21 protein-coding genes are annotated in these 19,517 nt (G+C 71.2%); 14 read left to right on the plus strand and 7 right to left on the minus strand.

Features of this window, described 5'->3' with window-relative positions; translation table 11 throughout:
• Positions 1-433: 433 nt before the first annotated feature.
• Entirely contained in the window at positions 434-955 is a 522-nt protein-coding gene (locus OG389_RS22205) for a DUF6232 family protein (protein WP_328300216.1), read from the plus strand.
• Entirely contained in the window at positions 955-1,287 is a 333-nt protein-coding gene (locus tag OG389_RS22210; RefSeq protein WP_328300217.1) for a hypothetical protein, read from the plus strand. The genes OG389_RS22205 and OG389_RS22210 overlap by 1 nt, the downstream gene beginning before the upstream one ends.
• Before the next feature lie 44 nt (positions 1,288-1,331).
• On the opposite strand, the gene OG389_RS36805 is transcribed toward OG389_RS22210, so the two are convergent.
• Complete coding sequence (locus OG389_RS36805; protein ID WP_443059321.1) at positions 1,332-1,460, minus strand: DUF397 domain-containing protein; 129 nt, start codon at positions 1,458-1,460, stop codon at positions 1,332-1,334.
• Between OG389_RS36805 and OG389_RS22215 the strand changes: the two genes are divergently transcribed.
• The 4 genes from OG389_RS22215 (at position 1,430) to OG389_RS22230 (ending at position 5,740) form a co-directional block, all read left to right on the plus strand.
• The gene (locus tag OG389_RS22215) at positions 1,430-1,600 is read left to right on the plus strand and encodes a hypothetical protein (RefSeq protein WP_328300218.1); all 171 of its coding nucleotides are present in this window, start codon (positions 1,430-1,432) and stop codon (positions 1,598-1,600) included. The two genes, OG389_RS36805 and OG389_RS22215, sit on opposite strands and share 31 nt — an antisense overlap.
• Before the next feature lie 104 nt (positions 1,601-1,704).
• Positions 1,705-2,289, plus strand: coding sequence for a hypothetical protein (locus OG389_RS22220; RefSeq protein ID WP_328300219.1), 585 nt, complete (start codon positions 1,705-1,707; stop codon positions 2,287-2,289).
• Between the two features lie 312 nt (positions 2,290-2,601).
• Complete coding sequence (locus OG389_RS22225; protein ID WP_328300220.1) at positions 2,602-4,740, plus strand: glucose PTS transporter subunit IIA; 2,139 nt, start codon at positions 2,602-2,604, stop codon at positions 4,738-4,740.
• Positions 4,741-4,888: 148 nt separating this feature from the next.
• Positions 4,889-5,740, plus strand: a complete 852-nt coding sequence (locus tag OG389_RS22230; RefSeq protein ID WP_328300221.1) for a PRD domain-containing protein — start codon at positions 4,889-4,891, stop codon at positions 5,738-5,740.
• Positions 5,741-5,759: 19 nt separating this feature from the next.
• Here OG389_RS22230 and OG389_RS22235 read toward each other — a convergent pair whose 3' ends face one another.
• Positions 5,760-6,563, minus strand: coding sequence for a thioredoxin domain-containing protein (locus OG389_RS22235; RefSeq protein ID WP_328300222.1), 804 nt, complete (start codon positions 6,561-6,563; stop codon positions 5,760-5,762).
• A 271-nt stretch (positions 6,564-6,834) separates the two neighbouring features.
• Between OG389_RS22235 and OG389_RS22240 the strand changes: the two genes are divergently transcribed.
• Positions 6,835-8,550 (plus strand): lytic transglycosylase domain-containing protein, encoded by a 1,716-nt coding sequence (locus tag OG389_RS22240; RefSeq protein WP_328300223.1) that lies wholly within the window; start codon positions 6,835-6,837, stop codon positions 8,548-8,550.
• 93 nt (positions 8,551-8,643) lie between these two features.
• Here OG389_RS22240 and OG389_RS22245 read toward each other — a convergent pair whose 3' ends face one another.
• The 3 genes from OG389_RS22245 to OG389_RS22255 all read right to left on the minus strand — a co-directional run bounded on the left by OG389_RS22245 (position 8,644) and on the right by OG389_RS22255 (position 10,572).
• The gene (locus OG389_RS22245; protein ID WP_328300224.1) at positions 8,644-9,510 is read right to left on the minus strand and encodes an alpha/beta fold hydrolase; all 867 of its coding nucleotides are present in this window, start codon (positions 9,508-9,510) and stop codon (positions 8,644-8,646) included.
• Entirely contained in the window at positions 9,507-10,118 is a 612-nt protein-coding gene (locus OG389_RS22250) for a TetR/AcrR family transcriptional regulator (protein WP_328300225.1), read from the minus strand. The genes OG389_RS22245 and OG389_RS22250 overlap by 4 nt, the downstream gene beginning before the upstream one ends.
• Positions 10,119-10,368: 250 nt before the next feature.
• Positions 10,369-10,572, minus strand: coding sequence for a cold-shock protein (locus OG389_RS22255; RefSeq protein ID WP_328300226.1), 204 nt, complete (start codon positions 10,570-10,572; stop codon positions 10,369-10,371).
• Positions 10,573-10,809: 237 nt separating this feature from the next.
• Between OG389_RS22255 and OG389_RS22260 the strand changes: the two genes are divergently transcribed.
• The 4 genes from OG389_RS22260 (at position 10,810) to OG389_RS22275 (ending at position 14,719) form a co-directional block, all read left to right on the plus strand.
• Positions 10,810-11,673 (plus strand): menaquinone biosynthetic enzyme MqnA/MqnD family protein, encoded by an 864-nt coding sequence (locus OG389_RS22260; protein ID WP_328300227.1) that lies wholly within the window; start codon positions 10,810-10,812, stop codon positions 11,671-11,673.
• Between the two features lie 271 nt (positions 11,674-11,944).
• Positions 11,945-12,751, plus strand: a complete 807-nt coding sequence (locus OG389_RS22265; protein WP_328300228.1) for a prepilin peptidase — start codon at positions 11,945-11,947, stop codon at positions 12,749-12,751.
• A 114-nt stretch (positions 12,752-12,865) separates the two neighbouring features.
• Complete coding sequence (gene mqnC, locus OG389_RS22270) at positions 12,866-14,065, plus strand: cyclic dehypoxanthinyl futalosine synthase (RefSeq protein ID WP_328300229.1); 1,200 nt, start codon at positions 12,866-12,868, stop codon at positions 14,063-14,065.
• A 6-nt stretch (positions 14,066-14,071) separates the two neighbouring features.
• Positions 14,072-14,719, plus strand: coding sequence for an imidazolonepropionase-like domain-containing protein (locus OG389_RS22275; RefSeq protein WP_328300230.1), 648 nt, complete (start codon positions 14,072-14,074; stop codon positions 14,717-14,719).
• 47 nt (positions 14,720-14,766) lie between these two features.
• Here the strand turns inward: OG389_RS22275 and OG389_RS22280 are convergent, their stop codons facing one another.
• Positions 14,767-15,534, minus strand: coding sequence for a DUF3152 domain-containing protein (locus OG389_RS22280; protein ID WP_328300231.1), 768 nt, complete (start codon positions 15,532-15,534; stop codon positions 14,767-14,769).
• 361 nt (positions 15,535-15,895) lie between these two features.
• On the opposite strand from OG389_RS22280, the gene OG389_RS22285 reads away from it, so the two are divergent.
• Both OG389_RS22285 and OG389_RS22290 read left to right on the plus strand, forming a co-directional pair.
• A complete protein-coding gene (locus tag OG389_RS22285) occupies positions 15,896-16,588 on the plus strand; it encodes a demethylmenaquinone methyltransferase (RefSeq protein WP_328300232.1) in 693 nt (230 codons plus the stop codon).
• A gap of 14 nt (positions 16,589-16,602) precedes the next feature.
• On the plus strand, positions 16,603-17,514 hold the full coding sequence (locus OG389_RS22290; RefSeq protein ID WP_328300233.1) for a glutaminase: 912 nt from the start codon (positions 16,603-16,605) through the stop codon (positions 17,512-17,514).
• 77 nt (positions 17,515-17,591) lie between these two features.
• Here the strand turns inward: OG389_RS22290 and OG389_RS22295 are convergent, their stop codons facing one another.
• On the minus strand, positions 17,592-18,122 hold the full coding sequence (locus OG389_RS22295) for a GNAT family N-acetyltransferase (RefSeq protein WP_328300234.1): 531 nt from the start codon (positions 18,120-18,122) through the stop codon (positions 17,592-17,594).
• A 98-nt stretch (positions 18,123-18,220) separates the two neighbouring features.
• Between OG389_RS22295 and OG389_RS22300 the strand changes: the two genes are divergently transcribed.
• Positions 18,221-19,504 (plus strand): geranylgeranyl reductase family protein, encoded by a 1,284-nt coding sequence (locus tag OG389_RS22300; protein ID WP_328300235.1) that lies wholly within the window; start codon positions 18,221-18,223, stop codon positions 19,502-19,504.
• Positions 19,505-19,517 lie beyond the last annotated feature (13 nt).

Genomic DNA, 19,517 nt, shown 5'->3' on the forward strand with positions numbered 1-19,517 from the left:
TCGGGTGCGGATGACCGGCGGGAAAGGGCCTGGGGTCTGCCAGTCTGCCCGCTCCTCCTCATCGTCCCTCCCGGCCGTTCCTCGGGGGGATCCCGGAAGTCTTGTGGCGTTTCGGGGTGGGTCGGTCGGTCAAGGGTGGCCGAAGGCCATCGCGCAGCGACGCGACCGCAGGGAGCGCCCTTGAGGGGCCGGCCCGCACCGAAAGGACGCTGGACTGCCGGGCTCCCCCCGGACCCTGTCAACGCCCCCGACCAACCCGCAGCACAGGCACCCCGCAGCTCCCCTCCGGAAGGGGGAATTCCGCCGCCTTTGCTGTCAAGCGGAATCTGGAACCGATCATGACTACGTCGAAATGGTCCAATCCCTACGTGGTCGGTCGGACCCGCCATACACTTCGAGCCGTCAACGCCAAAAAGAGCCAGGGGGGCGCAAAATGGCGGACGGTAATTCCACAGTTCAAGTCCGGGTGCAAGAAGGTGTGGTGTGGGTCGAAGGCGAGGCCTATCCACTGCGCAACATCTCCCACGTCGGACAGCGCGTATTGGAGGTCAACAAGGGTGCGGCCTGGAAACAGTTCATCCGTCGCGCTCTGCTCTGCCTGGTCGTCGGCGGGATCGCGACGGCCATCTTCGGGAACGTCGCCGCGATCATCATGGTCGTCGTCCTCGGTCTGCTGATCTGGCAGCTCGTGCAGGTCATCAGCAGGCCGCCGGTGTACGGCCTCGTCCTCAACACCTCGGGCACCCAGCGCGATGCCGTGTGGTCCCTGGACCAGTCCGAAATCCAGAACCTCGTCTACGAGATCACCAAGGCCATCGGCAAGCCCAACTCCGCCCCGGTGACCATCAACATCAAGGAGGCGGTGATGGGGGACCAGATCAAGCAGTACGGAGCCGGGGCCATCGGCGTCGCCCAGCACAGCGGCTCCGGCGACATCAGGGGAGGTGGCCGCTGATGGGCGGCGACCAGTACACGCAGTACGGACCCGGGAGCATCGGCAAGGCCTCGCACTCGGGCTCAGGTGACATCGTGGCCGGAGGTAAATACGTCGGCGGATCGGCGCCGGAAGCATCGGCCGTTGAAAAGCTCCTCGAAGAAGTCCAGGCGATGAGGCAGCACCTGGACACCAGCGACCGGGCGGAAGTCGACGCGGCGGTCGAAGAGATCCGAGAGAATCCGTCCGAGGAGAGATTCAAGAGAATCCTCCGGACATTCTCCGGAATTGCGACGCTCATCGGAGAAGCGGGAGTTCCCGTCATCACCGCCATCAAGGCACTGCTCGGCTGACCACAAGCGGAAGGCGAGGGGGCCACGACGGGTGGCCCCCAGTCCTACGCCTCCGAGACCCCACCGAGGAACGCGGCCCAGGCGGTGGGAGTCACGGCCAGCTGCGGGCCGGCCGGGACCTTGGAGTCCCGTCCGGGTGGAGGTGAGCGATGCCCGGGGTGACCGGGAGCCACCGGAGGCGGCGGCCGCGGTGGACGCCTGGTCGGCGGAGAGCGGGCGCGGGCTGGAGCTCGTACGGGCGGTGGCGCGGGAGTGGGGCGTCGGGCCGCGCGCGTCGGGCGGGCCGGGGAAGACGGTGTGGGCCCGCCTGTGAGGCGGGAGGGTTCCCGGTGGGGTGGCGGGCGGGCGCTCCTCGACTGCGGACTTCGGACTTCCGCCGGTTGACGTGCGCACGTAGGTCGAGGTCATCATGGGGCCATGACGAACGGGGCGGGCAGCGACGGGCGGGGCAACGGCCAGGCAGGCAACCGGCAGATGGAGCATGACCAGGCGGCCCACGGCAGTGTCGCCCACGGCAATGCCGCCCATGGCAATGCGGCCCACGGCCCGTCGGACGCAGGCCGAACCGTCCCCGCTCAAGCCGGCCGCGCTCAAGCCGTCCCCGCCCCGCCCAACCCCGCCCCCGATCCCCTCGGCCTCGGCAAGCCCGTAGAGACGGTGCCGTGCCCGCATTGCGGGGCTCCGACCACCGTGCTGATCGGTCGGGCACTGGAGACCAGTGGGTGCACGCACTTCGCCGAGGGGACCGTGTTCGCCCTCGTGGCCGGGGCCGCGGGCAAGTACTACGCCGAGGACAAGGGCTGGCCGTGGCTCACGGCGGTCGGGGTCCTCGCCGGGGTGCTGATCTTCGCCGTCACCATCTGGGTGATCCGCGACGCGAACCGGACCGCCGCGCGGGCTCGGGTCGCCGTGGACCGTGCCCGCGCCAAGGGTGTGACGGCCACCCACTACTGCGGTGCCTGCTGGGAGGCGTCCGCCCCCGGAGCGCCGGCCTCCACCTGACCTCGGCCGGACGCGGGCGGCGGCACGGGACCCCGTGACGGACGTCTCCCCGCCGCCGCCCCCGACGGCCGCCGGGTCGTTGTGTGCTCGGTGTAAGGTGAATTCCGATCGATCTCGATCACAGGATTGTTACTCCCCGAGGTCGTCACCGTCATCGCCCCGCGCGATGCCACGGCGGCGCGCCGCTCGAGGGGAGGCAAGGCCTGGGTAGCGCCGTTGGCGCGACCCGGGCCTTTTTTGTTGCCCGAATCCTGGTGTGAGAGGTCGCGACCGATGCAGGACGGCAACAGCCCAGGGATGCAAGGACGCATCATGAACACACCCACAGCAGGGCCCGGCGCGCTGGCGGAGCAGATCCTCCGAGGCGTCGGCGGACCCGGGAACATCGAGAGCCTGACGCACTGCGCCACGCGGCTGCGCTTCCAGCTCCACGACGGGGAGAAGGTCGACCAGGCCGCGCTCGACGCCCTCGGCGGCGTCATGGCCACCGTGCCGCAGTCCGGTGACCGCCTCCAGATCGTGATCGGCGGAGCCGTCGCACGCGTCTACTCCGAGATCATGAACCTGCCGTCGATGAGCGCCGGCGGCACGCCCCGCCCGCAGTCCGACGCGGACGTCAAGGCCGCGGTCCGGTCCAAGGGCCGCGGCCGCTACGCCTGGGTCGACAACTTCTTCGAGTACCTCTCCGACTCGTTCCGCCCGCTCATGGGCGTGCTGCTCGGCTCCTCGCTCATCATCGCGATCGCCTCCGTGCTCGACGCCCTGGGCGTGGTCGACTTCCGCGCCGCGGACAAGTCCGCCACCTGGGTCTTCGTCGACGCGATGTGGCGCTCGGTGCTGTACTTCCTGCCGATCATGGTCGCCTACAACGCGGCCAAGAAGCTGAAGATCGACCCCTGGGTGGGCGCCGCGGTGATGGCCGCGGTGATGACCCCGAACTTCACCGGCATGCTCAACCCGAAGTCCGGGATCCCCGGCATCACCTGCACCACCAACGGGACGCTGGGCACCCAGGAGTGCGTGGCGCACGTCTTCGGGCTGCCGATGCAGCTGAACGACTACGGCGGCCAGGTGTTCGTGCCGCTGCTGATGGTCGCCGTGCTCGCCCTGGTCTACAAGGGACTGCAGCGGATCTTCCCGGAGACCGTGCACCTGGTCTTCGTCCCGTTCTTCAGCATGCTGATCATGATCCCGATCACCGCCTTCCTCATCGGCCCGATGGGCGTCTGGGCCGGCAACGGCCTCGGTTCGGGCCTGTCGTGGCTCAACGGCAACGCCCCGATCGTCTTCGCGATCATGATTCCGCTGCTGTACCCGTTCCTGGTGCCGCTGGGTCTGCACTGGCCGCTGAACGCGCTGATGCTGGTGAACATCAACACCCTCGGCTACGACTTCATCCAGGGCCCGATGGGCGCCTGGAACTTCGCCTGCTTCGGCGCGACCGCCGGTGTGCTGCTGCTCTCGATCCGCCACCGGGAGAAGGAGATGCGCCAGACCTCCGTCGGCGCCCTGGCCGCGGGTCTGCTCGGCGGCATCTCCGAGCCCTCGCTGTACGGCATCCACCTGCGCTTCAAGCGGATCTACCCGCGCATGCTCGTGGGCTGCCTGGTGGGCGGCGTGATCGTGGGCGTCCTGGGCGGCGTGGACACCAAGGCCTTCGCCTTCACCTCGCTGCTGACCATCCCGGTCTTCTCCCCGATGGGCACCTACGGCATCGCGATCACGGCGTCCTTCTTCGTCTCGATGGCGCTCGTGTACTTCTCCGACTTCCGCACGCCGCAGGAGCGCGTCCAGGCCAACGCCGAGCGCGACGCGGTCGAGGCCGCCGAGGCCGCCGCCCGCGGCGAGGCCGTCGTGGTGGCCGATGACCGCGAGCTCGTCACCGTCGGAGCCACCACGGCTTCCACCACGGCTTCCGCCGGTCCCGCCGCCAGTGTTCCTGCGGGTTCCGCCTCCGCCGCCGGAACTTCGGCCGCCGGAACTCCCGTCGCCGGGCCGGGCATCACGCTCGCGGCGCCGGTCGCGGGCCGGGTGGTCGGTCTCGACGCGGTCGGGGACCCCGTCTTCGCCTCCCGCGCGCTCGGCGAGGGCGTGGGCATCGAGCCCGCCGACGGCCACGTCGTCGCCCCGGTCGACGGAGAACTGGTCACCGTCGTCAGCACCGGGCACGCCTTCGGCATCCGCACCGCGGACGGCGTCGAGGTGCTCATCCACATCGGCATCGACACGGTGCAGATGAACGGGGAGGGCTTCGACGTGCGCGTCGAATCCGGTCAGCGGGTCCGCGCCGGCGACCTCCTGGTCGAGGTCGACCTCGATGCCGTACGCGCCGCCAAGCACCCGACGATCACCCTCATGACCGTCACCAACACCGCGGACCTCGCCTCGGTCGAGCCGCACACCGGACAGGACGTCGCGGCCGGAGCCCCCGTGGTGACCGTACGGCGGTGACGACCCGCCACCGGTCCGGCGCGCGCCCGCGTCCCGTACGGGGACCCGGGCGCGCGCCGGACCGGTCCGGGAGGGGATGGGACCCGGGCTGCGGGCAATGCGAGACCATGGGAAGAAACCGGACCCCGGACAGGAAGGAGGGCAGGCGGTGAAGGCGCTGCGTGTCCTCAACAACAACGTGGTCCTCGCGCGCGACGAGCAGGGCCAGGAGGTCATCCTCACCGGGCGCGGCATCGGCTTCAACTGCCGTCAGGGCCAGCGCGTCGACCCCGAGCTGATCGTGCGCGTCTTCGTCCCGGCCGACGGCCGTGACCCCGACCACCTGGCCGAGGTCCTCTCCCTCATCGGCGAGGAGGTCCTGCGGGCCGTCGTGATCGCCCTCAGCGAGGTCGGCATCGAGGGGCGCGAGTCCACTCGCCCCACCCTGGCCATCGCCGTCGCCGACCACGTGGCCGGGGCGCTGGACCGGGCCGCGCGGGGCATCGTCGTCGAGTACCCGCTGCGCGCCGAGGCCCAGACCCTGTACGCCGAGGAGTACGCCCAGGCGCAGCGCCTGCTGCAGGCCATCAACGCGCGTGTGGATCCCCAGCTGGACGCCTCCGAGGCGACCGCGCTCACGCTGCACCTCGTCAACGCCGGCTTCACCTCGGGCGACCTGTCCTTCACCTACACGATGACCGGGATCATCCAGCAGATGCTCGCCGTCGTACGGGAGCGGTACGGGCTGGAGGTCCCCCAGGAGTCCATGAGCGCGGCGCGGTTCATCACCCACGTGCGCTACCTCTTCGTGCGGGTCCAGCAGCACCGGCAGCTGACGGGCCACGAGTCCACGATCGGCAAGGGCATCCGCCAGCACTACCCGGAGGCGACCCGCACCGCGCAGCAGCTGGCGACGATCGTCGAGCTGCGGCTGGGGCAGCAGCTGAGTGAGGACGAGGTCTCCTACCTGGCTCTCCACGTGGCCCGCATGACCATGGAGGTCGACGGCACCGCCGCGTGAGTGCGGTCCGCCCGGCCGGCTACGGCTTGAGGTTCTCGGAGATCAGCTTCTTGAAGGCGTCCGGGGCGATCGAGTCGATCCCCTGACCCGAGTTGACCGTGAGCTGCTTGCCGTTGACGGACACGTCCGGGGTGCGCTTCTTGCCCTGGTCGAAGAAGGCCTGGCCGACCTTCTCGGCCCACGGCATGTAGGTGAGTTCCTTGACCGCCTTGTTGAAGGCGGGCGTGCGCAGGCCCGGGACCTGGTCCGCGAGGTCCAGCAGGGTGGCCGTGGAGCCGAACTTGTCGTCCGATTCCTCCGTCGGGTGGTTCTTGTAGAGCACCTGCAGGTACTCCATGAACTTCTCCGGGCTCTCGTTCACCGCCGCGCCCATGGCGTTGACCGCCCGCCTGGAGCCCTTGCCGCTGCCCAGCGCCTTGTCCAGGAATGTGGTGAAGTGGTACTCGACGCGGTATGTGCCCGCGTCCGCCTGCTCCTTGAAGGTCCTGCCGAGGCCGATCTCCACGCCCGCGCAGAAGGGGCAGCGCGGGTCGAGCCAGACGGAAAGGACGTTCTTCGCGTCGGCCTTGCCGTACGGGATCACGATCCCGTCCTTGCCGGTGGTGTTGGCCGGCTGGACGAACGGCTTGCCGGCGGCCTCGTCGTCGGCGCCGGAGGATTTCGCCGCGTAGACACCGATGCCGACCGCGAGGGCCAGTACGGCGACCAGCGTGCCGCCGATGAGTACGCGTCCGCGCACCTTCGCGCGCCGGTCCTGCGCCTCGCGTTCCTCACGGAGCCGCTCGCGGGCCTCTCGTCGCTGGTCCTTCTTGCTGGTTGCCATCCCCCAAGGATAAAGACCATAGAGCGGTCAAGTACGTGCCATTAGGGCATATGGGGCAGGGACTTAAGGCTCTGACCGGTTTCCGGCCAAGGTCCCGGTGAAGACGAGACGAATGGAGTGGCACATCTCCCGGGGCGCCGGTGAGTTGAGTCCGAAGACCTGATAGACAGTTGACATCCACGGCCCGATCGGTCGTGCGGGTAGCAAGATGTGACGTTTTTACGTTTTACGGGGGCCCGGACCGGCCTCCGTCTGGGGGGATTGCCGCACTGTGAAGCCACTTCACCGTCACCTCGTCAACACCTCGCGCAAAGTCATGTGCACGGCCGCCCTCGCGGCCAGCCTGACCACCGCCGCGGTCGTGACCAATACGCCGATCGCGGGCGCCGGGGAAGCCGAACCGACCCCCGACAGCCCGCAGGCCACCGACCGCGGCGACGCCCGGCTGGAACTGCCCGACCTGGTCGCCGACCCGCCGCCGCCCGGTGCCGCCAGCCCCGAGGGAGCCGTCGCGGGCATACCCGCGACCGCCCTCGACGCGTACAAGCGCGCCGAGACCTCGGTGGCCGCCGCGCTCCCCGGCTGCCGGCTGCCCTGGCAACTGCTCGCGGGCATAGGCCGGACCGAGTCCGTGCACGCCTCCGGCTACGGGCTCAAGGCGGACGGGTACACCGAGAAGCCGATCCGCGGACCGCGCCTGGACGGCAACGGCTTCGCCGAGATCAAGGACACCGACAAGGGCGAGTGGGACGCGGACGCCGTGTACGACCGCGCGGTCGGCCCGATGCAGTTCATCCCCTCCACCTGGAAGACCTGGGGCGCCGACGGCAACGGCGACGCCAAGCGCGACCCCAACAACATCTACGACGCGACGCTGGGCGCGGGCCTCTACCTGTGCGCGGGCGACCGCAACCTCTCCGACGCCGCGCAGCTCGACAAGGCGATCCTCAGTTACAACAACTCGCGCGAGTACGTGAAGACCGTGCTCGGGTACATGCGGCAGTACCAGGCCGGTGCCGGCGTCACCCCGGTGCCGAACCCGCCGGCCGGCACCTACCCGACCCCGAACCCGCCGGTCCTGCCGACGCCGCCGACCCCGCCCGCGCCCAGGCCGCCGACGCCGCCCACCCCGACGCCCACGCCCACTCCGACCCCCACCCCGACCCCCACTCCGACCCCGACGCCCACTCCGCCGGCCGCGCGGCTGGACAAGCTGGTGACGGTCGGCTCCGCCGAGCTCACCGCCGAGGCCGGGACCGACTTCGCACAGGCTCCGCAGATCAAGGCGCTGCTGAGCGACGGCAAGCCGGCCACCGACCAGGTGATCGTGGTGACGGTCGAGCAGGACACCACCGGCCGGACCCTCTTCGCCGCCGACGGCAAGGAGTTCGCGGTCCTGCACACGAACGCCCAGGGCCTGGTCACGGTGCCGAAGCTGAAGGCGGGCGCCAAGGCGGGCACCTTCGTCCTGCGCGCCACGGGCTACGCCACCGCCAGCGAGATCTCCGTGCGGATCGCCGGCAAGGTGACCCCGGCGAAGCCGGTACCCGTCCCGGAGGCGGACCAGCTGGTCCGCAGCGGCGCGGGCGCGGACAAGCCGATCGTCGCGGTGACCGGTGACGCGATCAAGGGCGTGGAGTTCCTGGCGACGGCGAAGGACAAGCCGGTCGCGGGGGCGAAGGCCACGGCCGGCTTCGGGACGAAGGGCGAGGACGGGAAGTGGGTCCCGGCGGACCCCGAGAAGGCGGGCGTGACCCCGTACTTCCTCGACAAGGAAGGCAAGAAGCTCACGGAGCTGGCACTTCCGGCGACCGGGGCGGACGGCAGGATCGCCCTGCCGGAGCTGTCCACCAAGGGCGTCGCCCCGGGCGCGTACACGCTGCGCGTGCGGATCTCGGACAAGGTGGTCCTCTTCGTCGAGATCACCGTCACCGCGGCCGTGCCGCCGGTCACCGAGCCGCCGGCCAAGCCCGCCCGGAAGTCCTGAACCTCGGGCGCGGCCGGTGTGACCGTCCCGGCCGCGCCCGAGTCCCGGCAGTACCGGAGCCCCCGCCCTGCGGGGGCTCCGGCCGTTGCGCTCCTACGGCTGGCCCTGGAAGGTCTTCCGCAGGAGCGTGCCGAACTCGGCGGGATGCGTGGTCAGTCCGGTGTGCCCGCCGGGGAAGTGCAGGAGCTCCGCGCCCAGTCGGCCGGCCAGGAACGCGGCCGGGCGGTACGGCAGCTCGCCGCGCGAGTCCTGGCCGCAGGCGAGCACGAGCCGGTCCGACACCGCTGCCAGCCGGTCGAGGTCCGGGGACCAGGACATGAAGCCCGGCACGATCCGCCCGAGGAAGTAGGGCAGGTTGGCCATCGTTCGCGCGGCCCGCGCCGCCGCCTGCGGCGGGAGCGGGAGCCCGGTCCGGGGTGCGGGGGTGGCGCCGGCCGTCCCGGAGGCCTTCTCGGAGTCCTTCTTCAGGCCCGCGGCGAACACGGTCATCGCCGGCATGAGGCCTTGTGCGTCGAACGTCTCCTGGACGCGCGCGAGGAGTGCCCGGTGGTCGGCGGCGTCCGGCAGGACCTCCACCACCGGCGGCTCGTGCGCGACGAGGCGTTCGATGCGTTCGGGGTGGGCGGTGAGCAGGTGCAGGGCGGCGATCGCGCCCGAGCTGGAGCCGAAGACCCTGGCGGGCCGACCGGGCGACAGCAGTTCCAGCATCCGGAAGGCGTCGTCGGCGTGTTCGGCCACGCGCTGTTCGGCCCCGGGTTCGTCCAGGGTGCTCCCGGACATGCCGCGCGGGTCGTAGGCCGCGACCGTGTACGCGGCGGCCAGGTCGTCGGCGATCCCGTCGAAGGTGGCCGCGCCGCCGGCCCCTCCCGGGATCAGCAGCAGGAGCGGGACCCGGCCGCGCACTTCGTAGTGCAGGGTCGCGCCGCTCACGCGCAGGCTGCCGGTGGTCGGTGCGTTCATCGGGAGTCCCCTGCCCCGGCGTCCGGGTCCGCCGCGGACGCGGGCCAGTGCCGCAGGAGGGTGTGCAGGGCGTCGAGGGCGCGGACCCAGGAGTCCTGCGGCGGGCGCTCGTGCCCGAACCCGCCCGTGGCCTCCAGTGCGACGAACCCGTGGAAGGTGCTGCGCAGCAGCCGTACGGCGTCGGTCAGGTCGGGCTCGGGCAGTCCGTAGCCGCGCAGCATGCCGTAGGTCAGCTCGACCGCGCGGCGCGGCCCGGGGGCCTTCGCGGCCAGTTCGGGGTCGATCCGGATCCGGGTCTGGGTCGCCGCGTACCGGCCCGGGTGCTGGTGGGCGTACTCCCGCCAGGTGTTGGCGAACGCGACCAGCGCGTCCTTGCCCGCCAGTCCGGTGGTCGCCTCCGCGATGCGCATCGTCTTCTCGTCGGCGGCCAGCAGGGCGATCCGCCCGCGGAGGTCTTCGAGGCTGCGGACGTGCGCGTACAGACTGGCGTCCTTCACGCCGAGTCTGCGCGCCACCCGCGCCATGGTCACCTGATCGAGCCCGGCCTCGTCCGCCAGCTCTGCTCCCGCGACGGTCACCCGCTCCGCCGTCAGCCCTGCGCGCACCATGCGTCCTCCCGTTCCTAGGATTCCTAGTTTCAATCTAGGATCCCTAGGAATGCAACGGGATATGGCAGTGCGGGCCGGGGGTCGGCCGCTGCTGGGGCTCCGGCCCCCCGGTGCCGGGTGGGCGCGGCCGCGGGTCCGGGTGGGCGCCCGGCCGGGGCAAAAGGCAGGAGCCCCGCCGACTCTGCTCGCGCAGAGAGGACAGGGCTCCTTGGGTACTGCATATCCAACCGCGATTGGTTGGCCCAGGTGACTAGGCCGGCTGGACGTTCTCCGCCTGCGGGCCCTTCGGACCCTGGGTGACGTCGAAGTTCACCAGCTGGTTCTCCTCGAGGGAGCGGAAGCCGGAGGCGTTGATCGCGGAGTAGTGGACGAAGACATCCGGGCCGCCGCCGTCCTGGGCGATGAAGCCGAAGCCCTTTTCAGCGTTGAACCACTTGACGGTTCCGGTAGCCATGAGCCCTCCTATGGGCCAAAGGGTCGCCCTGCTCCAGAACCTGCTAAGAAGTCTGAAAACTACAAAAGCCTGCGGGTCACATTCTCCGCAGGCCTCGTACTGCAAGGGAAACCAAACTGCAACTTGCGATGAGCCTAGCACGCACCCTACGGCCGAGACCAGAGGGAAAGATCACGTCACTCGGACGTTTGAGACCCGCCAGACGGCTGACGGCGGCACGGGGGCTAGTCTCGCGATGTGGACGTCTATCGCAGCCGGCCCCGCGTCGGCCACATTCAGTTCCTGAACTGCCTGCCCCTCTACTGGGGGCTGGCCAGAACCGGCACGCTGCTGGACCTGGAGCTGACCAAGGACACCCCGGAGAAGCTCAGCGCGAGCCTTGTCCAGGGCGGCCTGGACATCGGCCCGATCACCCTCGTGGAGTTCCTCCGCAACGCGGACGAACTCGTCGCCTTCCCCGACCTCGCGGTCGGCTGCGACGGACCCGTCATGTCCTGCGTGATCGTCTCGCAGGTCCCCTTGGAGCAGCTGGACGGCGCCCGCGTCGCCCTCGGATCCACCTCGCGAACGTCAGTGCGCCTGGCCCAGCTGCTGCTCGCGGAGAAGTACGGGGTCCAGCCCGACTACTACACCTGCCCGCCCGACCTGGGGCTGATGATGCAGGAGGCGGACGCGGCGGTGCTCATCGGCGACGCCGCCCTGCGGGCCTCGCTGCACGACGCACCCCGGCTCGGGCTCGCCGTCCACGACCTGGGGGCGATGTGGAAGGAGTGGACCGGGCTGCCGTTCGTCTTCGCCGTCTGGGCCGCCCGCAAGGACTACCTGGAACGTGAGCCGGGCGTCGTGCGCAAGGTCCACGAGGCCTTCCTCGCCTCCCGGGACGTGTCCCTGGAGGAGGTCGGCAAGGTCGCCGAGCAGGCGGCCCGCTGGGAGGCCTTCGACGCGGAACTGCTGGAGCGGTACTTCACCACGCTCGACTTCCGCTTCGGCCCCGATCAACTGGCCGGCGTACGGGAATTCGCGCGACGCACGGGACTGACGACGGGCTATGCGCCGGATGTGGCCGTGGAGCTTCTGCCCATGGCCACCCAGGGGTATTAGCGGGGCTTATGGCACATTCACCTTTCCGTATGCCGGAATACCGGAATGCGGGAATGCGGGGACGGTGAATGCGGCCGCGCCGTTCACCGGGAATGCCCTCCCCTTTCACGCCCGCTTCGCGGGAGCGCGTGCGGCCGTCGGCTTCTTGAGGGGGCCCAGGGACGCTGCTAGCGTGCGTCGCCAGGGCACGGGGTGCGGGGCGGGGGCGTCGAAATGGGGATCCGGGAACGCGCGGGCACGCCGGGCCGCGGACGCGCGGTGGCGGGCTGAGGTGGGCATCACGCTGTTCGTCGCCGGGGTCACGCTCTGGGGTGCGGTGACGGGCCTGTTCCTGCCCCGCGCCGCCTACCGCCTCTCGGTCGACGCGGGCAGTGCCTGGCGCTCGGCCTGCCCGGCGGGACACCCCCTCACCGGCCCGGCCGGAGGCTGGCTCGGGCGCGGCACCTGCCCCCACTGCCCTGCCGGACCCCCCGTCGGCGCCGAGCGCACGGGCACCCGTAGTGGACGGAGCGCTGCCGTCTACGCGCCCGCGGGCGGGCCCGTACTCGCCACCACCCTGGTCTGCCTCGCCTTGGGGGCCGGGGTCGGCGCCCGCCCCGAGCTGGTCGCCTGGCTGCTGCTGGCCCCCCTCACCGTCCTGCTCTGCCTCGTCGACCGGGCCGTGCACCGGCTGCCCGACGTACTGACCCTCCCGCTCGCCGCCACGACCGCCGCCGCCCTCGGGGCGGCCTCCCTGTCCGGGGACCCCGGCGGATCCTGGCCGCGTGCGCTGCTCGGCGGACTCGTCCTCGGTGCCTGCTACTTCCTCCTCTTCCTCATCAACCCCCGCGGCATGGGCTTCGGCGACGTCAAGCTCGCCCTCGCCGTCGGGCAGGTGCTCGGCTGGTACGGGTGGCCCGTGCTGTTCGCCGGCACCCTCGCCGCGTTCCTCGCGGGCGCCGTGCACGGCCTCACCCTGATCGCGCTGCGCCGGGCGGACCGCACGAGCCCGATCCCCTTCGGCCCCTTCATGGCGGGCGGCGCACTGGCCGGCGTGATGTACGCGGGTCTCGGCCTCGGCGCCGGCCTGGGCCTCTGATGCGGGAGGAGGCGCCCGCAGGGCCTCCGGGCCGCGGCCGGCGGGCCTGGCGTAGGCTGGATCGGTCCGGAACCTTGACACAGCCGAACGACACAGCCGAAAGGTGACGCACCGGTGACCGACCAGGCCGCTCTCCAGTCTGTCCTCGACCGAGCCGCCGCGGGGGGCCGGATCACCAGGGAAGAGGCGCTCGACCTCTACCGCGACGCTCCGCTGCACGCCCTCGGCCAGGCCGCCGACGCCGCGCGCCGGCTGCGCTACGCCGGTACGGAGCACATCGCGACGTACATCATCGAGCGCAACATCAACTACACCAACGTGTGCGTCACGGCGTGCAAGTTCTGCGCCTTCTACGCGGCCCCCAAGGACACGAAGAAGGGCTGGTCCCGCGACCTCGACGACATCCTGCGCCGCTGCGCGGAGACCGTCGAACTGGGCGGCACGCAGGTCATGTTCCAGGGTGGGCACCACCCCGACTACGGCGTCGAGTACTACGAGCACCACTTCTCCGCCATCAAGCAGGCCTACCCGCAGCTGGTCATCCACTCCCTCGGCGCGTCCGAGGTCGAGCACATGGCCCGGATCTCGAAGGTCTCGGCCGAGGAAGCGATCAAGCGCATCCACGCCGCCGGCCTCGACTCCTTCGCGGGCGCCGGCGCGGAGCTGCTCCCGGAGCGGCCGCGCAAGGCGATCGCCCCGCTCAAGGAGTCCGGCGAGCGCTGGCTGGAGATCATGGAGATCGCCCACGGGCTGGGCGTGGAGTCCACCTCCACCATGCTGATGGGCACCGGCGAGACCAACGCCGAGCGCATCGAGCACATCGCGATGATCCGGGACACCCAGGACCGTACGGGCGGCTTCCGCGCCTTCATCCCGTACACCTACCAGCCCGAGAACAACCACCTCAAGGGCCGTACCCAGGCCACGGTGTTCGAGTACCTGCGCATGATCGCCATCGCGCGCCTCTTCCTCGACAACATCGCCCACATCCAGGGCTCCTGGCTCACCGTCGGCAAGGAGGCGGGCCAGCTCTCGCTGCACTACGGCGCCGACGACCTCGGTTCGATCATGCTGGAGGAGAACGTCGTCTCCTCGGCCGGTGCCAAGCACCGCTCCAACCGCATGGAGATCATCGACCTGATCCGCAAGGCGGGTCGCGTCCCGGCGCAGCGCGCGACGACGTACGAGCACCTGCTCGTGCACGAGGACCCGGCGAACGACCCGGTCGACGACCGCGTGGTCTCGCACATCTCCTCCACCGCCATCGAGGGCGGCACGGCCCACCCCGAGCTGAAGCTCATCTCCTCGAACTGACGCGCCGTGCTGACGATCCACACCGCCGAACTCCTCGTCACAGGGTCCGCCGGGTCCGCTCCGCTGTCCGGCGGCGCGGTCCTGGTCGAGGGCGACCGCATCGCCCGCGTGGGCCCGTACGAGGAGCTCGCCGCGGCCTATCCGCACGCGCGGGCCCGCAGCTGGCCCGGGGTGCTGACCCCTGGGCTGCTGGTGCGCGGCGGCGACGAGCTGCTTGAGCGCACGTACTACCCGGACGACCCCTACGAGATCACCGAGCTCGGGACAGAACCGATCAGCGGCGCCGAGGCGTTGGCCGACCTCAAGATGACCGAGGCCCGCTGGGGCAACAGCGCGCGGCGCGCCACGCAGAAGCTGCTCGCGCGCGGGGTGGTCGCGGTGGCCGGCCGTTTCACGGTCCCGGCCGTACGGACGGCGGTGGTCCGCTCCGGACTCACCGTCCTGCCGTCCGCTCCTTACGAGGGACCGGCCGCCCTGGACCCCCTCGCCGGGCGGGGCGCGGCCGATGAGGCGTTCCACGGGGTCCTGGAGGCGGGCGCCCCGGCGCGTTTCGCGGCCTTCGCCGTGTCCGGCCCGGCGGAACTGCTGGAGCGGGGCCCGACCACCTGCGTGGCCACGGTCATCGGCGGCAGGCTGCTGCACCGCCGCCGCTGAGCGGGCCGCCGCTGAGCGGGTCGGCGCGCGGGCCCGGGCGACGCGGCTCAGGGAACGGCCGGGCCCCTCGTGTAGTTCCCCTTCGCGTCGAACGGCCAGGCGTTGGAGCGGCAGCCCAGCAGCCCCTTGATCTGCTGCATCATCGCCGGCGCGGGCAGCCCCGGTCCGGGACAGGTCTCGTGGCCGTGGCCCAGCTCGTGGCCCACCTCGTGATTGATGATCAGCGCCCGGTAGTCGGCGGGCGGCCCGTCGAACTGCGGCGAACCGAGCAGCCAGCGCCGGAGGTTGACGATCACTTCGTGGCCGGCGCGGCAGTTCGTCTCGCCCTTCAGCTCCGTGGTCACCACCTCGCACATCCGGTCAGTGGTGACCGGGGTGGCTATCCGTACGGTGAACTCCACCGGCCCGGACCCCGTCAGCTGGAACGCGACCTTGGGATCGGCGATCCAGCCGCGCCGGTCGCCCAGGACGGCGTCGACGGCGCGCGCGGCCTCGTCCGGGTCGATGCCCGTGCCGTCCTCGGCCTCGACGCGGTAGCGCCGTACCGTGCCGGAACCGTGGACGGGGCCCGAGGCGGTGGCGGCCCGGAAGGTGCCGGGCCCCTTCTCGGGGAGCGCGGCCGGGCCCGGGGCGGGCGGTGACACCGGAGGTGACGGCGTGGGTACGGTCACGGGCGCGGCGGGTTCGGGCGGCCCGGACTCCGGCGTGGACGGGGCGGAGAGGTTCGCACGAGGGTCGGTGTCCTGGGGCAGCAGCCCCGTCACCAGAGCCACCGCGACGACGGCGCCCGAGCAGAGCAGCAGCGGGAGCACCATCCGTGCTGGCCGGCGGCGGCCACGCCGGCGGCGCCCCCGGGCGGATGTGCGGGGGGTGGGGCATGTGGTGCGATGTTTCGTCATGACTGGTTCCATGATCATGCGGAAGTGGGCTGCCTCTTCGCCCTACCAGACGTCCGTGACCTCGGAACGTTGCTTGTTGTGACGGGTGACACGCGCGGACCGTTCCTCGACCACCTCCTGTACGTGCCCGGGTACCGCCCATCGCGGGCGGGGCGGCCGGGGCGGGCGGGCGCGGGGGAGGGCGGGCCTGCGAGAATGACGGTGCACCCGCCGGACCGTCCGTCTGTCCGGTCGGCGGTCCGCAGCACCCGTACCCGTACCCGAGGGGCCAACGCCAGTGACCAGCGCTTCCCTGGACAAGCAGCCGCACGAAGTCGCCTCCATGTTCGACGGTGTGGCGGCGAACTACGACCTCACCAACGACGTCCTCTCCCTCGGGCAGGCCCGCCTGTGGCGCAAGGAGGTCGCCAAGGCGGTCGGAGCGCGCCCCGGGCAGCTGGTCCTCGACCTCGCCGCGGGCACGGCCACCTCCTCGCTGCCCTTCGCCGCGACCGGCGCGTACGTCGTGCCCTGCGACTTCTCCCTCGGCATGCTCCGCGAGGGCAAGAAGCGCAACCCCTGGCTCCCGCTGACGGCGGGCGACGCTACCCGCCTCCCCTTCAAGGACGACGTCTTCGACACCGTCACGATCTCCTTCGGCCTGCGCAACGTCCAGGACACCGACGCCGCCCTGCGCGAGCTGTACCGGGTCACGAAGCCCGGCGGCCAGGTCGTGATCTGCGAGTTCTCGCAGCCCACCTGGGCGCCCTTCCGGACCGTGTACACCGAGTACCTGATGCGCGCGATGCCGCCGGTGGCCCGGGCGGTCTCCTCCAACCCCGACGCGTACGTGTACCTCGCCGACTCCATCCGCGCCTGGCCCGACCAGCCCGCGCTGGCCGCGCTGCTCCAGAAGGCCGGCTGGGGCCAGGTCGCCTGGCGCAACCTGAGCGGCGGCATCGTGGCCCTGCACCGCGGCGTCAAGCGGTAGGGAGGGAACCGGCGATGGACTACCAAGCGCTGCTGGAACAGGTCGCCACCGACATCGCCCCGCTGGTCGGCAGCGGTACCACCGCCGAGTACATCCCGGCGCTGGCCTCCGTCGACCCCCGGCAGTTCGGGATGGCCATCGCCGACGTCGACGGCAACGTGTTCGGGGTGGGGGACTGGCGCACGCCGTTCTCCGCCCAGTCCATCACCAAGGTCTTCGCCCTGGCCCTCGCGCTCGCCGAGGGCGGCGACAGCCTGTGGGAGCGGGTGGGCCGGGAACCCTCCGGCAACCCGTTCAACTCCCTCGTGCAGCTGGAGTACGAGAACGGCATCCCGCGCAACCCCTTCATCAACGCGGGCGCGCTCGTCGTCACCGACCGGCTCCAGACGCTGACGGGCGACGCGAGCAGCGAACTGCTGCGGTTCCTCCGCGAGGAGAGCCAGAACCCGGACGTCGCCTTCGACGCGGAGGTCGCCGCCTCCGAGCAGGAGCACGGGGACCGCAACGCTGCCGTGGCCCACTTCATGGCCTCGTACGGGAACATAGACAACCCGGTGCCGACGCTGCTGGACCACTACTTCTGGCAGTGCTCGATCGAGATGTCCTGCGCCGACCTGGCCCGGGCCGGCCGCTTCCTGGCCCGCCACGGGCTGCGTGCGGACGGCTCGCGGCTGCTCACGCGGAGCGAGGCGAAGCAGATCAACGCGGTGATGCTCACGTGCGGGACGTACGACGCGGCGGGGGAGTTCGCCTACCGCGTCGGCCTGCCGGGCAAGAGCGGTGTGGGCGGGGGGATCGTGGCGGTGGTGCCGGGCGCGTGCACGCTGGCCGCGTGGAGCCCCGGCCTGGACCCCCAGGGCAACTCCGTCGCCGCGGTCGCCGCCCTGGACCGCTTCACGACCCTGACCGGCCTCTCCGTCTTCTGACGCGCCGCTCGCGCCGCTGCCCCGGACTCCGTCCGGCGGGGCTGGGAATCCCGCCCCGCCGGCCTTCGAGGCGCGGGCTACGCCTCGGTGAGCGTCAGCTCGTAGCGCCGGCCGTGGCGGGTGCCGCCGGGGAGCAGGAAGCGGTCCGCCAGCGTCATGCCCAGCCGCTCCGCGACGGCGATCGAGCGGGCGTTGGCGTCGTCGACCATCGCCACCACGTGCGCCACGCCCGCCTCCCGGACCCGGTCCACAGTCGCCAGCGCAGCGGCGTAGGCGTAGCCGCGGCCCCAAGCGGAGCGACCCAGCCGCCACCCGATCTCGATCTCCCCGACCGGGCCCCACGCCTTGGCCGCCGGCCACGGCTGCGCCCCGGTGAAGCCGATGACCTGGCCCTCCCCGTCGAGCAGCGTCCACAGGCAGAAGCCGAGCCGTGCGTCGTGCAGCCGCTGCCGCGCGGTGAGCTCCTCGTAGAAGGAGAGCTCGGCCGGTCCGCCGAGGAACTCCATGACGTCGGGGTCGTCGAAGACCCGGTACCAGGCGTGCGCGTCCTCGTCCGTGGGCACACGGAGCTGGACGGCGGGGAGCGGCCGGGTCGGCGAGGTGGTCACAGTGGGCAGCCCTTCGGATCGTGATCTCTCTCGCTGCATAGACTGCACATGTCTTGTGCCGTTGGGCACCCCTTATCGAGCCTTCGGGAGACCCCGCCGTGACCGAGCCCCTCTCCGAGCACTCCGCGGATGTGATCGTCGTCGGGGCCGGGCCCGCCGGCTCGACCACCGCGTACTACCTGGCCAAGGCCGGACTCGACGTCCTGCTCCTGGAGAAGACGGCGTTCCCGCGCGAGAAGGTCTGCGGCGACGGCCTGACCCCGCGCGCCACCAAGCAGCTGGTGTCGATGGGCATCGACATCTCCGAGGAGGCCGGCTGGCTGCGCAACAAGGGCCTGCGGATCATCGGCGGCGGCCAGCGGCTGCAGCTGGACTGGCCGGAGCTGGCCTCCTTCCCCGACTACGGACTCGTCCGCAAGCGGGACGACTTCGACGAGACCCTGGCCCGCCAGGCGCAGAAGGCCGGCGCCCGCCTGTACGAGCGCTGCAACGTCGGCGAGCCCGTCCGCGACCCCCGCACCGGTCACATCACCGGTGTGACGGCGAAGCTCGGCGAGGAGAAGACCCCGGTCACCTTCAGCGCCCCGCTCGTCGTCGCGGCCGACGGCAACTCCTCGCGCCTCTCCCTGGCGATGGGCCTGCACCGTCGCGACGACCGCCCGATGGGCGTGGCCGTGCGTACGTACTTCACCTCGCCCCGCCACGACGACGACTACCTGGAGTCCTGGCTGGAGCTCTGGGACCGGCGCGGAACCGAGGACCGGCTGCTGCCCGGCTACGGCTGGATCTTCGGCATGGGCGACGGCACCTCCAACGTCGGTCTCGGCATCCTCAACTCCTCCTCGGCCTTCAAGGAGCTGGACTGGCGCGAGGTCCTCAAGGCCTGGTGCGCGTCGATGCCGGAGGACTGGGGCTACACCCCGGAGAACATGACGCAGCCCATCCGCGGCGCGGCCCTGCCGATGGCCTTCAACCGCCAGCCGCACTACACCAAGGGCCTGCTGCTCGTCGGTGACGCGGGCGGTCTCGTCAACCCGTTCAACGGCGAGGGCATCGCCTATGCGATGGAGTCCGGCCAGATCGCCGCCGACGTCATCGTCCAGGCACACTCCCGCGCGACCACCGCGCTGCGCGAACTCACCCTGCACAGCTACCCGAAGGTCCTCAAGGAGACGTACGGCGGCTACTACACCCTGGGCCGCGCCTTCGTGAAGCTCATCGGCAACCCGAAGGTCATGAAGATCGCCACCCAGCGCGGTCTCAGCCACCCGGTGCTGATGAAGTTCACCCTGAAGATGCTCGCCAACCTGACCGACCCGACGGGCGGCGACGCGATGGACCGCGTCATCAACGGCCTCTCGAAGGTGGCACCCCGAGCTTGACCGTTCAAGGCCG

Source organism: Streptomyces sp. NBC_00435, assembly GCF_036014235.1.
GTDB lineage: Bacteria > Actinomycetota > Actinomycetes > Streptomycetales > Streptomycetaceae > Streptomyces.